Raw genomic sequence first — 13,699 nt, 5'->3', positions numbered from 1 at the left:
CGCCCGAACCCGAACTGTTGTCTGTCGATATACGCAGGACTAAGAGTGCCATGCTGGCTCGCGGCGGTCCGCATCGGCCGGTCCACCGGCGCTCGCCCCGTCCGTCCCGGCCCCGGCGGTCAGCCTGATCCGCGCCCGCGGCCCCACCACCACGGCCCACTGCGCGGGCGCGGACTTCAGCCAGCGGCGCACCTGTTCACCGAAGACCGGGATCTCGCGGGCCAGCTGCGTCAGCCGCCGGTCGAAGCAGGCCGCCCCCTCCGCGGTGCGCGCCATCAGCAGGCCGGTGCGGTGCACGAGGTCGCGCGTGCGCGCCTCGGTGCGCTCGCCGGCGCCCGCGGCGACGGCCCGCAGCAGGGCGTCGAGGACGGTGACGTCGCGCTCGTACGGCCCGTACTGCTCGCGCTCCAGCAGCACCTCCAGCAGCTCCTGGCGCAGGGGCCGGGACAGCGCGGTGCCGGGGGCCGCCAGGACGGGGGCGAGGGCCCGGCGCACCTGCGCGGGGCGGCTGCTCAGCAGGTGCACGACCAGCGGGAAGAGCACGGACCGGGCGGCGGGGCCCTCCTCCAGCCGCCGGTCGACGAAGACCGCGGCGTGCGCGGCGCTCTCGGGGCGGTGCTCGATGTGCTCCTGGACCAGCGCGGCGGCCCGGCGGGCCAGGGCGGGGGCGGTGACCCCGGCGAGGGCGCGCAGCACCAGGGCCGGGCCGTCGCCCGGCTCGTACAGCCGCGCCCGGAAGATCGCGAAGACGGGCTCGGGGTGGGTGGTCAGGGCGGCCGCCAGAGCCTCGGCGGGCAGGTGCGGGTCACCGGCGGCGAAGCGGACGATGGCCTGCGGGAGGTATTTCGCGCGGGTCTCGGTGTCCCGGACGAGGAGGGCGAGCGCGGTGCCGTGCAGGGCGCCCTCGGCGGGGCGGGCGAGGAGGGCGAGCGCGGAGTAGCGCAGCAGCTCGCGGTCGGCGTCGATGGTGACGTGGGGCGCGGTCCGCAGGGCGTACGCGGCGGCGGCCACGTGCCGCTCCAGGCGGTCGTCGTGGGCCCAGCGGTCGACGGCCCGGCAGAGCGCGGACGGCTCGTCCTCGGCGAGGGCGTTGAGGAGCTCGTCGGCGCGCGGGTGCCCGGCCTCCACCAGGGCCTCGGCGAGGTCGTCGACGGCGCGGTGGCGGTGGGTGTGGAGCAGCACCTGGGCGGCGGTGGAGACGGTGAGGCGGGCGCTGTCGGGGTAGGGCGCGGCCTGGAGGGGGCGTTCGTCGGTGAACCAGCGGCAGATGAGGGTCTGTGCCGCGCAGGGGTCCTCGGCGAGGACGGTGGCGACGGCGGGCAGGAAGCGGTCGCTCTGGGGCGCGTGGGCGCCCTGGTGCGGGGCGAGCTGCGAGTGGACGTGGGGGGCGGCCCCGGGCGGCGGGCCGTCGGCGGGGAGCAGCAGGCGCAGCAGGTCGAGGCGGTCGGCGAGGCCGAGCGGCAGCCGGAGCCAGAACCAGGGGCCGAACTCGGCGAGCCCGCCCAGCGCCCGGCTCGCGTCGCTGTCGAAGCCGCCGAGGTCGACGGCGCGGGCGGTGATCCGCTCGGCGAGCAGCCGCAGGGCGCCGAGATAGGGGGCGGCGTCGGGGACGCGGAGCAGCGTCTCGCCGAGCAGGTGCGCGGCCCACCAGGCGGGGTCGGGGAGGGCGGGGGCCGGTGCGTCGGTGACGGCGGTGGTCTGCCCGAGGGCGGAGCGCCCGGCCGGGGAGAGGGCTTCCACGGCGTGGACCAGGGCGCAGAGGCGCTCGGCCAGGGCGGCGGGGCCGGAGCGCCGGGCGAGCAGGAGCAGCGACTGGAGCACGGGGCCGATGCGGTGCCGGGGCACGGGCAGGGGTTTCGGTCTCTCCTGCTCGGCCGCGCCGCGCTTGGTGCGGCGGCGGCCCGCGCCGGTGCGGGGCGGCCGTTTGGAGCCGGGGGGCGGCGGGACGTGGCCCTCGGGGGCGGCTCCGGTGCCCGGCCGGGACGGAAGCCTCTCCTCCGCCTCCAGGCCCGCGCTCTCGTGCTCGTACCACCGGTGGACCAGTGCGTGCAGGGCCGCGTCGAGGTCGAGGTGCGCGCCCTGGAGCCAGTCGGCGAACTCCTCGTGCGCGAAGCGGTAGCCGCTGCCGGCGGGGACGAGAAGGCCCTCGGTGAGCACGGCGGAGGCCCAGCCGTTGCGCCAGGGGAAGAGCTCCTCGAACGCCTCGCGCTCCAGCTCCCCCTGGCCGGGCCCGAGACAGCGCCGGGCCGCCTCGTGCACCTGCCCGGCGACCCGGGCGGCGAGCCGGCGCACCGTCGTGCCGCGCAGCGGTGGCCTGCGGTCGGCGGAGAGCCGTACGGCGATGCGCAGGCAGGTGAGGTCGAGGAAGGCGGAGAAGATGTCCCAGCGGTCGGGCGGCCGGGCGCCCTCGTCCTCCCCGGACGCGGCCGCGTCCGGGAGGGCGGCGCGGACCTCCGCGAGCAGCCGGAGGGCCAGCGGGTGGGCGGCGTCCGCCTGCTGGATGGCCTCCTCGGGGACGCCGTAGACGGCCCTGGCCTCGGCGGCCTGCCGGGGGGTGAGGTCGGTGAGGCGGACGCAGGGCGGCAGGCCCCGGGGGGCGGGGGCGTCGTCCGGCACGTGCAGGGCGGACGGCGGGAAGAGGGCGCCCGCCGTCTCCCAGTGCTCGGGGCGGCAGGCGACGATGATCCGCGCCGACACCTCCCCCAGCCACTCCGCGGTGGCGGCCGTCCAGGCGGGCAGCCCGTGGGCGAGGACCGGGGGGAGCTCCTCGGGCCCGTCGAGGACGATCAGCAGCGGGCGCCCCACGCGGTGCGCGAGGGCGGCGACGGCTTCCGGGGTGGCCTCGGCCGGATCCCCCACCGTGCCGGCCGTGCCCGCCGAGGCGGTGACGATCCGCGCGGCGGCCTCCAGTGCACGCGCCACGGCGTCCCGCACGCTCTCGTCGCCGTCGCGCAGGTCGGCGCCGCGGATCCAGATCGTGGGCGCGGGCTCCGAGCCGAGGGCCCGCCGGGAGGCGAGCGCGCCGAGCTCGGTCGTCCGGCCGGTGCCCGGTCCGCCGACGAGCCCCAGGACCAGGGGCCCGAGCGGCGGGCGGGTCCCCGGTTCCGCTTCCGGCCCGGAACCGGCGTCCGCCTCGGTGCCGGCTTCCAAGCCGTCGGGCGGGGGCGCGGGCTCGGCCGCGCCGGTTCCGCACGGGAGGCCGCCTTCCGGGGCGTTAGCGCCGCCCGCGGGATCCGGCCCGTCGTCCGCGTCGGTGAACGGGGCGCGCGGGACCGCCAGGAAGCGCTCGAACTCCCTGGCGATCTCCGGCCGGGGAACGGGGTCGCGCCAGGCGCGCGCGGTGGTGACCTGCCCGAGGGAGGTGGCCGTGAGCTGGAGGGCGCCGGCGAGATTGAGGTCGGGGCCGTAGGCCGGGATGGTGGCGGCGTTGCGCTCCAGGAGGGCCGCCAGCGGGCCGCCCGGGGTGGCACCGGCGGCGGCCCGGAGCGGGATCGCGAATCCGCCCGACCGGCGCTCGGCGTGCAGCGCGGTACCAAGGACGGCGGCCACCGTTCCCGTACGGGCGTCGATGACGGGTCCGCCGGTGGCCTCCTCGCCGAGGCGCAGGCCGTCGCGCTCGCCGAGGGACAGCTCGACGGCCGCGTCCAGCAGGTGGAAGCGGTCGGTGGCGGTGTACGTCACCAGCGCCTCGCCGACGATCCGCGCGGTCTGCCAGCGGCCCGCGCGCAGCCGCACCTCCGTGCCGTCCTCGATCCACTCGGCCGCGGCGATGGGCAGCGGCCGCACGCCGAGCCCCTCGGTCCGCACGAGCGCGAGGTCGCAGCCGGGCAGCTGGGTCACGGCGTCCGCGCCGACCAGGCAGGTGCGGTCGCCCGGCGCGAGCAGGACGAGCCGCGCGAGCCCGTCGACCGCCTCATGGCTGGTGATCATCGTGCCGCGGTCGTCCGCGAGGAACCCCGTGCCGCGCGGTCGCCCGGCGAGGTCTCTGATGCGCACCAGGTACTCGTCCGCATCGGTCCGCCGACCGTTCATCCGTCGAACCTCCCCGCCGTGCACTTACGTCGACGGTAGGCAGCGGATGATCGGCAGGACAGATCGCACCCGGAACGCGCCCCCTTCCACCCCCTCGGTTCACTCCGAGCGCCTGCCCAATGGGGTGAATCCTCGGCATGCGGCGGATGGGGAGCGAGGAGAAGGGCATCGTGGGGACGGGACGCGTGCTTGCGCGCCCCGTCCCCACGAGCGTGCCGGAGCCCAGGCCCCGGCGCCGTGGTGAGGCCGTCCGGCCTCAGCCGAAGACGGCCAGGCTCTTGGCCTTGCCGCCCTGGTTCTCGACCAGGACGAGGAAGCGGCCGTCCGGCCCGAAGACCGCGACCGCGCCGGTGCGCTCGAAGAACGGCATCTTGATCCGCACGCCGTTGCCGAGCAGGCGCGCCTGCTCCTCGTTGACGTCCCAGCGCTGGAAGGCCGCGGCGGCCGCCTCGGCGACCGGCATGACGTCCAGCTTCTCCTGGATCTGCTCCAGCGTCCGGGCCTCGCCCAGGCCGTACGGGCCGACCCTGGTGCGCCGCAGCGCGGTCAGGTGGCCGCCGACGCCCGTGTCCGCGCCCAGGTCGCGGGCGAGAGCCCGGACGTAGGTGCCGGAGGAGCACACGACGGAGACCAGCAGGTCCTGCACCGGGGTGCCGTCCTCCGCCTCGGCCGGGTGCACGGCGTGCACCGCGAAGGAGGAGACCGTCACCGGGCGGGCGGGGATCTCGAAGTCCTCGCCCTCGCGGGCCCTGGCGTAGGACCGCTTGCCGTCTATCTTGATCGCGCTGACCTTCGACGGGACCTGCATGATGGCGCCCGTCAGCTTGGCCACGCCGGCGTCGATCGCCTCGCGGGTGACCTTGGAGGCGTCGGTGGACGAGGTGATCTCGCCCTCCGCGTCGTCCGTCACGGTGTTCTGCCCGAGGCGGATCGTCGCGACGTACTCCTTCTCGGTCAGCGCGAGGTGACCGAGCAGCTTGGTCGCCCGCTCGATGCCGAGCACGAGCACGCCCGTCGCCATCGGGTCGAGCGTCCCCGCGTGGCCGACGCGCCGCGTCCGCGCGATGCCGCGCATCTTGGCGACCACGTCGTGCGAGGTGAAGCCGGCCGGCTTGTCGACAATGATCAGACCGTCCGGCGGAGCCGGTGCCTTCTGCTTCATTCGGACGCCTGGTCGGTGTCCTCGGCGTCCTCGCCGGGCTTGCGGTACGGGTCCGCGTCGCCGGCGTACGTCTTGCCGGAGGAGACCTCACGGACCTCCGCGTCCTTGGCCTTGGCCTTGGCGAGCAGGTCGTCGATCGTCCGGGCGTTGTCGGGCAGGGCGTCCGCCACGAAGGTCAGGGTCGGGGTGAAGCGCACCCCGGTCTCCCGGCCCACGGTGGAGCGCAGGATGCCCTTGGCGCTCTCCAGGGCGGCCGCGGAGGCGGCACGCTCCTCGTCGTCGCCGTAGACCGTGTAGAAAACGGTCGCCTCGCGGAGGTCACCGGTGACCCGGGTGTCCGTGATGGTCACATAGCCGAGCCGCGGGTCCTTGATCCGGCGCTGGAGCGTCTCCGCGACAATCTCCCGGATACGGTCGGCCAGCTTGCGCGCCCGCGCGTTGTCGGTCATGCGCCTACTTCTTTCTTCTTCGGTTCAGTCATCAGTCGTCGTCGCCGTGGATCCGCCGTCTGACCGACAGCAGTTCCACCTCCGGCCGCCCGGCGACAAGCCGCTCGCAGCGGTCCAGTACATCCGTGAGGTGCCCCGTGTCCCCGGAGACCACCGCGAGCCCCAGCCGGGCCCTGCGGTGGAGGTCCTGGTCACCGACCTCCGCCGCACTGACCGCGAACTTGCGGATCAGCTCGGCGACGATCGGGCGGACGACGGAGCGCTTCTCCTTCAGCGACCGGACGTCGCCGAGGAGCAGGTCGAAGGACAGTGTCCCTACATACATGCGTGACGGGTGAGGCCCACCCGGGAGGCGTGAGGCAAGAGCTGTTGTGTACGAGCTCCTAGCACCGTACATGCAACGGCCGGGGCCGATCGACGGGAATTTCTCCCGCCGACCGGCCCCGTCCCGCGCGCCGCGCGGCCACCATCCCTGGTGGACGCGCGACCCGCGGCAGTCGCTACGCGGATCAGCCGCGCGGCTTCTCGCGCATCTCGTACGTCGCGATGACGTCGTCGATCTTGATGTCGTTGAAGTTTCCGAGGTTGATACCGCCCTCGAAGCCCTCGCGGATCTCGGTGACGTCGTCCTTGAAACGACGCAGACCGACGATGTTGAGCTCCTCCGCGATGACCTTGCCGTCGCGGATGAGTCGCGCCTTGGTGTTGCGCTTGACCTCGCCGGAGCGGATGAGAACACCCGCGATGTTGCCCAGCTTGGACGAGCGGAAGATCTCGCGGATCTCCGCCGTACCCAGCTCGACCTCTTCGTACTCCGGCTTCAGCATGCCCTTCAGGGCCGCCTCGATCTCCTCGATCGCCTGGTAGATGACCGAGTAGTAACGGACGTCCACGCCCTCGCGCTCGGCCATCTGCGTGGCACGGCCCTCGGCGCGGACGTTGAAGCCGATGACGATGGCGTCGGAGCCGGTCGCCAGGTTGATGTCGGACTCGGTGACCGCACCGACACCGCGGTGCAGGATCCGGATCTCGACCTCTTCGCCGACGTCGAGCTGGAGCAGCGAGGACTCGAGAGCCTCCACCGAACCGGACGCGTCGCCCTTGATGATGATGTTGAGGTCCTGCACCAGACCGGCCTTGAGCACCTTGTCGAGGTCCTCGAGGGACACCCGGCGGGTGCGCTTGGCGAAGGCGGCGTTGCGCTCACGCGCGGCGCGCTTCTCGGCGATCTGGCGGGCCGTGCGGTCCTCGTCGACGACGAGGAAGTTGTCGCCGGCGCCCGGGACATTGGTCAGACCGAGGACGAGGACGGGGGTCGACGGACCCGCTTCCTCGACGTTCTGGCCCTTGTCGTCGAGCATCGCGCGGACACGGCCGTAGGCGTCACCGGCGACCATCGTGTCACCGACGCGGAGGGTACCGCGCTGGACGAGCACGGTGGCCACGGCGCCGCGGCCACGGTCGAGGTGGGCCTCGATGGCGATACCCTGCGCGTCCTGCTCCGCGTTGGCGCGCAGGTCGAGCGAGGCGTCCGCGGTGAGGACCACGGCCTCCAGCAGGCTGTCGATGTTCAGGCCCTGCTTGGCGGAGATGTCGACGAACATGGTGTCGCCGCCGTACTCCTCGGCCACCAGACCGAACTCGGTGAGCTGACCGCGCACCTTGGTCGGGTCGGCACCCTCGACGTCGATCTTGTTGACCGCGACCACGATCGGCACGTCGGCCGCCTTGGCGTGGTTCAGCGCCTCGATCGTCTGCGGCATCACACCGTCGTTCGCCGCCACCACGAGGATCGCGATGTCGGTGGACTTCGCACCACGGGCACGCATGGCGGTGAACGCCTCGTGACCCGGGGTGTCGATGAAGGTGATCGCGCGCTCTTCGCCGTTGACCTCGGTGGCGACCTGGTACGCACCGATGTGCTGCGTGATACCGCCGGCCTCGCCCGCGACGACATTCGTCTTGCGGATGGCGTCCAGCAGTCGGGTCTTACCGTGGTCGACGTGACCCATGACGGTCACGACCGGCGGACGGGAGACGAGCATCTCCTCGCCGCCCTCGTCCTCACCGAACTCGATGGAGAACGACTCGAGCAGCTCGCGGTCCTCCTCCTCGGGGCTGACGATCTGAACGGTGTAGTTCATCTCGTCGCCGAGGAGCGTCAGCGTCTCGTCGGAGACCGACTGGGTGGCCGTGACCATCTCGCCGAGGTTCATCATCACGGCGACGAGCGACGCCGGGTTGGCGCCGATCTTCTCCGCGAAGTCGGTGAGGGAGGCACCGCGGGACAGGCGAATGGTCTCGCCGCCACCGCGCGGCAGCATCACGCCGCCGACGGACGGGGCCTGCATGGCCTCGTACTCCTGGCGCCTCTGCCGCTTCGACTTGCGGCCACGGCGCGCCGGACCGCCGGGACGGCCGAAGGCACCCTGCGTGCCGCCACGGGCACCCGGGCCGCCGGGACGACCGCCGAAGCCGGGACGGCCGCCGAAGCCGCCGCCACCGCCGCCGGGGCCACCGCCACCGGGACGGCCGGCGAAGCCGCCGCCGCCACCGGGACGACCGCCGCCACCGGGACCGGCCGGACGGCCGGCGAAGCCGCCGCCACCCGGACGACCGGCACCGCCGGGACGACCGGCGCCGCCGCCGGGACCGCGACCGCCGCCGCCGGGGCCCGGACGCGGACCCGCGGCCGGACGCTGCGGCATCATGCCGGGGTTCGGACGGTTGCCCGCGGGAGCGCCACCGGGACGCGGAGCGCCACCGGGACCGCCCTGCGGACGGGGCATGCCGCCCGGGGTCGGACGGGCGCCGCCCTGACCCTGCGGACGCGGGGCGCCACCGGGGCCGCCCTGCGGACGCGGGGCACCCGGGCCGGGGCGCTCGCCGCCGGGACGCGGGGCGCCACCGGGACGGGGGGCCTGCGGCCGGGCCATGCCGGTGGAGCCACCGGAGGTGAAGGGGTTGTTGCCCGGACGGGGACCGGCCGGACGGGCGCCACTGGGGCGCGGGGCACCCTGGCCACCGGGGCGCGGGGCGCGCTCGGGACGACCGCCGTCACGCTGACCGCCGTCACGACCGGCGGGCGCCGGACGGGCCGGGCGCGGGCCGGGGGTGGCGCCGGGGCGCGGACCGGAGGGGGCCTGCTGGGCCGGGGCCGGGGCGGAGAACTCCGCGGCCGGGACCGGGGTGACAGGGGCAGGCTTGGCCGGAGCCGCCGGAGCGGGCTTCGGGCCGGGGCGCGGACCGGGGGTCGGCGCGCCGCCTGCGGGCTTGGGGGTGGAGGGGGTCTCCGCGGCCGGCTTGGGGGCCGGGGCAGCGGGACGGGGGGCGCCCGGAGTGGGGGCACCCGGCTTCGCGGGCGCGGCCTTGCGCGGCGCCGCGGGCTTCGCAGCGGACTTGGCGTTGCCGCCAGGGCCCTGCAATGCGTCAGTCAACTTGCGGACGACCGGCGCCTCGATGGTCGAGGACGCCGAACGGACGAATTCACCAAGTTCTTGGAGCTTGGCCATGACGACCTTGCTCTCTACTCCGAACTCCTTGGCGAGTTCGTATACCCGGACCTTAGCCACTTCGCTCCTTCTAGGTCCGGGGTGTCCACCGGACCGTCGCTACTTCATGGGCGTACTCATCGCGTACTCATCGAGTGCTCATCGCAATCTCGACCTACTTCCAACTCGCGAGGTACCTGACCGCACGGTTTCCCGTGCCGTTCTTCTTACGGTGTTGCCTGTCGGTGCTGCCCTTACTCATCGATCCGCTCGATGAATCGGCGCAGTTCCGTCACGTCGAGCGGGCCCTGGGCCTTGAAGGCCCGGGGGAACGCCCTGCGGCGGACCGCCAGGTCGAGACAGACCAGTGTGGGGTGCACGGAGGCACCCCGGCCGGGCAGCGTACCGCGAGGGTCGGGGACGCAGGCGCCCTCGATCATCACGATCCGCAGCAGATCGCCCTTGGCCGCTCGCTCCCGGCATCCCACACAGGTTCGCTCAGGGCATGCGCGGGCATGCGTCCGGCCAGACACTGATTAAGTCTACCTCCCCGCGCCGACCTCACCCCTGGGGGGCCGTGATCGGGCACGAATACGTTTCGGCCACCCTGCGCGGCCGTCTCCCGGGGCCCGCCTCGGCGGGCCCCGAAGTCCGTCGGCCGGCGCCCAGGGGCGCCGGCCTCATGAGGATCAGTCCTGGTCGGACTGCTCCGTGTCGGGCCGGATGTCGATGCGCCAGCCGGTGAGGCGGGCGGCGAGGCGGGCGTTCTGCCCCTCCTTGCCGATGGCGAGCGACAGCTGGTAGTCCGGCACGGTCACCCGGGCGGAGCGGGCGCCGAGGTCCACGACCTCGACCTTGCTCACCCGTGCGGGGGACAGCGCGTGGGCGACGAGCTCGGCCGGGTCGTCCGACCAGTCGACGATGTCGATCTTCTCGCCGTGCAGCTCGGCCATGACCGCGCGGACGCGGCCGCCCATCGGGCCGATGCAGGCGCCCTTGGCGTTCAGCCCGGAGCGGGTCGAGCGCACCGCGATCTTCGTGCGGTGGCCGGCCTCGCGGGCGATGGCCGCGATCTCCACCGAGCCGTCGGCGATCTCCGGCACCTCCATGGCGAACAGCTTCTTCACCAGGCTGGGGTGGGTGCGCGAGAGCGTCACGGACGGGCCGCGGACACCCTTCGCCACCCGGACGACGTACGTCCGCAGGCGGGTGCCGTGCTTGTACTCCTCACCGGGGACCTGCTCCTGCACCGGCAGGATGGCCTCCAGCTTGCCGATGTCGACCAGGACGTTCTTCGGGTCCTTGCCCTGCTGGACGATGCCCGCGACGACGTCGCCCTCACGGCCCGCGAACTCACCGAAAGTGATCTCGTCCTCGGCGTCGCGCAGACGCTGGAGGATGACCTGCTTGGCGGTGGTCGCGGCGATCCGGCCGAAGCCGGAGGGAGTGTCGTCGAACTCGCGGGGCTCCTCGCCCTCCTCCAGGTCCTGCGGGTCCTCCTTGGCCCAGACCGTCACATGGCCGGTGGACCGGTCCAGCTCCACGCGGGCGCGGCGGCGGCTTCCCTCGGTGCGGTGGTACGCGATGAGGAGGGCCGACTCGATCGCCTCGACCAGCAGGTCGAAGGAGATCTCCTTCTCTCGCACCAGACCCCGCAGGGCACTCATGTCGATGTCCACGGCTACGCCTCCTCTTGGCTCTCGTCGGTTTCGTCTTCGGCCTTGGCGGCCTTGTCGTCGGACTTGCGGTTGAACTCGATCTCGACGCGGGCCTTGGCGATCTCACCGAAGGCGATCCGGCGGGCGGTGGGCTTGCGGCCCTTCACCCCGGGAACCTCCAGGTCCAGGCCCTCGTCGTCCACCGCGACGATACGGGCGACGAGCTCGCCGCCCTCCGTCAGCTGCGCCTTCATCAGGCGGCCGGTGGCACGCACATAGTGACGGTGCTCGGTCAGGGGACGGTCGGCGCCGGGAGAGGTGACCTCCAGGACGTACGGGGTCCCGCCCATGACGTCCGTCTCGTCGAGCTTCTCGGAGACCGCGCGGCTGACGTCGGCGCACTCGTCCAGCTCGACGCCCGCGTCGGAATCCACCACGACGCGCAGCACACGGCGCTTGCCGGCGGTGGTCACCTCGACCTCTTCCAGATCCAGCTCTCGCGCGCTGACGAGAGGGGCCAGCAGCTCGCGCAGCCTCTCGCTCTGGGTGGTGCTCATCCGGGTGACTCCTCGGCCGCGTGTGCTGTTGTGGGAAAGTCGCGTGTCAGGTCAAAGCCTATCTGTTCCGGCAGCCGACTGACGATTCGGTCCCCGCTCCCCGGCCTCGCGCCCGCGCGCGGGTACGCTCGCGGGCGGTGATCATGGCGGGACCTGGCGGACACACGGAAAGTAGGGGATCGTGGCGCTCACGACGACGACGCGGGGCGCTGCCGGCCCGCGCAGACGCGGGGTACTGGCGGGCGGCGCGGCCCTGCTGACCGGCGGCGCCTCGGCGCTGCTGACCGGCTGCTCGGACACCGCCGGGGGCGGCGACGAGCGGACGTCCGCGGCGAACCGGCTGCGGGCCGCCGCGGGCCGGGACTCGGCGGAGCTGCTGGCGCGGTACGACGCGACGATCGGCGCGCACGAAGCGCTCGCGCCCCGGCTGCGGCCGCTGCGGGCCGAAGTGGCCCGGCACGCCGAGGCGTTCGGAACCTCCTCGTCCGCCTCACCCTCACCCTCACCCTCACCCTCACCCTCCGCTCCCCCGGAGGTTCCCGGGGACGAGAAGGAGGCCCTGGCCGCCCTCGCCGAGGCCGAGCGCCGCGCCCTGGACGCCCGTACGGCCGCGCTCGTCGGCGCGCCGCCCGGGCTCGCCCGGCTCCTCGCGTCCGTCGCGGCGGCGGGCGCCGGTCACGTCCTCCTGCTCGGAGGCGCCTCATGACAGCGTCGCCGGCCGCCACGGCACGGACCCGGACCCTGGACGCGGCCCAGGCCGCCCTCGCCGCCGAACACGCGGCGGTGTACGGCTACGGGGTGGTCGGAGCGCGCGTCGACGAACCGCACGCCGCGCTGGCCCGCGAGGCGTACGACGCGCACCGCGTGCGGCGCGACGCGATGAGCCGGGCCGTACGGGACCTGGGCGGCACGCCCGAGGCGGCGGCCGCGGGGTACGCGCTGCCGTTCGCGGTGTCCGACGCGGCGGCCGCGGTGCGGCTGGGCGCGGAGCTGGAGAGCCGGGTCGCGGACGTCTACGCCGATCTCGTACGGGACGCCACGGGCGCCCTCCGCCGGGACGCGGCCGCCGCGCTGCGGGAGGCGGCGGTGCGGGCGGTGCGCTGGCGCGGGGGGAGCGTAGCCTTCCCTGGGCTCGCCGAGCGGGCCTCCCCCAGCGGTTCGCCGGACCGCACCTGACCAGCGAAGACGAAAAGGACAGCCCAGGGATGACCCACGCGAGCGACCGCCTCGAACCGCCGGAGCGGCTGGTGCGGACCCTGAGCTCCGAGCCGGCGGACAGCCCTGCCCGCCAGTGGCTGGCCGCCCTGCCCGAGACCGCCCAGGAGTGGCTGCGGCGCTGGGAATTGACACTCGATCGGGTACAGGAGCCCGGCGGGCGCACCAGCCTGGTCCTCCTCGTCCACCAGTCCGACGGCACGCCCGCGGCCCTCAAGCTGACCCCGCCCGACGGCACGGCGGCACTGGAGCACGCGGCGCTCACCCGGTGGGACGGCCGGCACGCGGTGCGGCCGCTGCGGGTGGACCCGGACGGCGGGGCGCTCCTGCTGGAACGGCTGCACGGTGACATCAGCCTGCGCTCGCTCGCGGAGCCGAAGGCTCAGCTGGAGGCCGCGGCGGTGCTCCAGCGGCTGTGGGTGCCGGCGGGTGACGACCATCCGTTCACCGGCGTCGCCGAGCACACGGCGGCTCTCGCTGCGGCTCTCCGGGAGCACCGGGAGCAGCCCTGGGCGGCCGACGCGCGGGCCCTCGCCGACGAGGCGCTGGAGCTCCGGGACGCGCTGACAGCGGATTCCGCGGAGGAACCGGTGCTGCTGCACGGGGAGTTCCACCAGGGCAATGTGCTGGCCGGCGACCGGTCACCGTGGCTGGCCGTCGGCCCGCGGCCGCTGGTGGGCGAGCGGGCGTACGACCTGGCGTGGCTGATCGGCGACCGCGTGGACACGCTGCTCGCTTCGCCGGGGGCCGCGGCGGCCGCGCGGCGGCGGGTGTCGAAGCTTTCGGATTCGCTGGATGTGGATGGGGAGCGGGTGCGGGGGTGGGCGGTTTTCCGTGCGGTGTCGGCGGGGGTGGCCGAGCTTTCCTTCGGGCGGCGGTCGCGGGGTGAACTCCTGCTGGAGTTCGGGGGGTTGCTGTAGGGGGTGCGGCGGGTTGCGCCTGCGGCGGGCTTGTTCCCCGCCCCGCCCCTTCCCGGCTGCATCTGATGTGCGGCTCCGCCGCGTGGGGGGCTCGCGCCCCGGACCCCCGGCTGCGGGTTTCGTTGCCGCCTGCGGCGGGAGCGCCCTTGGGGGTCCCCCCGGACGAAGTCTGGGGGAGCGTCCTCAATCTCCCCCAGCTACCGCTGGGAGGTGCC

At 74.3% G+C, this 13,699-nt stretch carries 11 protein-coding genes; 3 read left to right on the top strand and 8 right to left on the bottom strand.

Going from position 1 to position 13,699, the window contains the following annotated elements; all coding sequences use genetic code 11:
• Nucleotides 1-39: 39 nt before the first annotated feature.
• From ACZ4A5_RS26480 to rimP, 8 genes are all read right to left on the bottom strand, one after another.
• Complete coding sequence (locus ACZ4A5_RS26480; protein ID WP_467589277.1) at nt 40-4,032, bottom strand: serine protease; 3,993 nt, start codon at nt 4,030-4,032, stop codon at nt 40-42.
• Nucleotides 4,033-4,288: 256 nt separating this feature from the next.
• Nucleotides 4,289-5,194, bottom strand: a complete 906-nt coding sequence (gene truB, locus ACZ4A5_RS26475) for a tRNA pseudouridine(55) synthase TruB (RefSeq protein WP_467589272.1) — start codon at nt 5,192-5,194, stop codon at nt 4,289-4,291.
• Entirely contained in the window at nt 5,191-5,643 is a 453-nt protein-coding gene (rbfA, locus tag ACZ4A5_RS26470; protein WP_467589269.1) for a 30S ribosome-binding factor RbfA, read from the bottom strand. Before rbfA ends, truB begins: the two co-directional genes overlap by 4 nt.
• Nucleotides 5,644-5,674: 31 nt before the next feature.
• Complete coding sequence (locus ACZ4A5_RS26465) at nt 5,675-5,968, bottom strand: DUF503 domain-containing protein (protein ID WP_467589266.1); 294 nt, start codon at nt 5,966-5,968, stop codon at nt 5,675-5,677.
• Nucleotides 5,969-6,152: 184 nt separating this feature from the next.
• Nucleotides 6,153-9,215, bottom strand: a complete 3,063-nt coding sequence (gene infB, locus ACZ4A5_RS26460) for a translation initiation factor IF-2 (protein ID WP_467589263.1) — start codon at nt 9,213-9,215, stop codon at nt 6,153-6,155.
• Nucleotides 9,216-9,388: 173 nt separating this feature from the next.
• Nucleotides 9,389-9,667 carry a YlxR family protein gene (locus ACZ4A5_RS26455; RefSeq protein ID WP_390752716.1) on the bottom strand — a complete coding sequence of 93 codons (279 nt, stop codon included), beginning with the start codon at nt 9,665-9,667 and terminating at the stop codon, nt 9,389-9,391.
• Nucleotides 9,668-9,823: 156 nt separating this feature from the next.
• Entirely contained in the window at nt 9,824-10,813 is a 990-nt protein-coding gene (gene nusA, locus ACZ4A5_RS26450; RefSeq protein WP_361533448.1) for a transcription termination factor NusA, read from the bottom strand.
• Between the two features lie 2 nt (nt 10,814-10,815).
• Nucleotides 10,816-11,349, bottom strand: a complete 534-nt coding sequence (rimP, locus tag ACZ4A5_RS26445; protein ID WP_467589258.1) for a ribosome maturation factor RimP — start codon at nt 11,347-11,349, stop codon at nt 10,816-10,818.
• A gap of 181 nt (nt 11,350-11,530) precedes the next feature.
• Here rimP and ACZ4A5_RS26440 point away from each other — a divergent pair, with 181 nt between their 5' ends.
• From ACZ4A5_RS26440 to ACZ4A5_RS26430, 3 genes are read left to right on the top strand one after another with little or no spacing between them, the layout of a single operon-like run.
• On the top strand, nt 11,531-12,055 hold the full coding sequence (locus ACZ4A5_RS26440; protein WP_467589255.1) for a hypothetical protein: 525 nt from the start codon (nt 11,531-11,533) through the stop codon (nt 12,053-12,055).
• The gene (locus ACZ4A5_RS26435; RefSeq protein WP_467589252.1) at nt 12,052-12,525 is read left to right on the top strand and encodes a ferritin-like domain-containing protein; all 474 of its coding nucleotides are present in this window, start codon (nt 12,052-12,054) and stop codon (nt 12,523-12,525) included. The genes ACZ4A5_RS26440 and ACZ4A5_RS26435 overlap by 4 nt, the downstream gene beginning before the upstream one ends.
• 29 nt (nt 12,526-12,554) lie before the next feature.
• Nucleotides 12,555-13,484, top strand: a complete 930-nt coding sequence (locus ACZ4A5_RS26430) for an aminoglycoside phosphotransferase family protein (RefSeq protein WP_467589249.1) — start codon at nt 12,555-12,557, stop codon at nt 13,482-13,484.
• Nucleotides 13,485-13,699: the final 215 nt, after the last annotated feature.

It is taken from the genome of Streptomyces sp. NPDC025618, assembly GCF_055558795.1.
The sequence above is the reverse complement of the archived record's forward strand: the minus strand, read 5'-3'. Positions and strand labels throughout refer to the sequence as shown.

Excerpts from the sequence above, each read along its gene's own strand:
- rimP (WP_467589258.1), bottom strand. The coding sequence starts at position 11,349 with ATGAGCACCACCCAGAGCGAGAGGCTGCGCGAGCTGCTGGCCCCTCTC.
- rbfA (WP_467589269.1), bottom strand. The coding sequence starts at position 5,643 with ATGACCGACAACGCGCGGGCGCGCAAGCTGGCCGACCGTATCCGGGAG.
- truB (WP_467589272.1), bottom strand. The coding sequence starts at position 5,194 with ATGAAGCAGAAGGCACCGGCTCCGCCGGACGGTCTGATCATTGTCGAC.
- ACZ4A5_RS26430 (WP_467589249.1), top strand. The coding sequence starts at position 12,555 with ATGACCCACGCGAGCGACCGCCTCGAACCGCCGGAGCGGCTGGTGCGG.
- ACZ4A5_RS26435 (WP_467589252.1), top strand. The coding sequence starts at position 12,052 with ATGACAGCGTCGCCGGCCGCCACGGCACGGACCCGGACCCTGGACGCG.
- ACZ4A5_RS26465 (WP_467589266.1), bottom strand. The coding sequence starts at position 5,968 with ATGTATGTAGGGACACTGTCCTTCGACCTGCTCCTCGGCGACGTCCGG.
- ACZ4A5_RS26480 (WP_467589277.1), bottom strand. The coding sequence starts at position 4,032 with ATGAACGGTCGGCGGACCGATGCGGACGAGTACCTGGTGCGCATCAGA.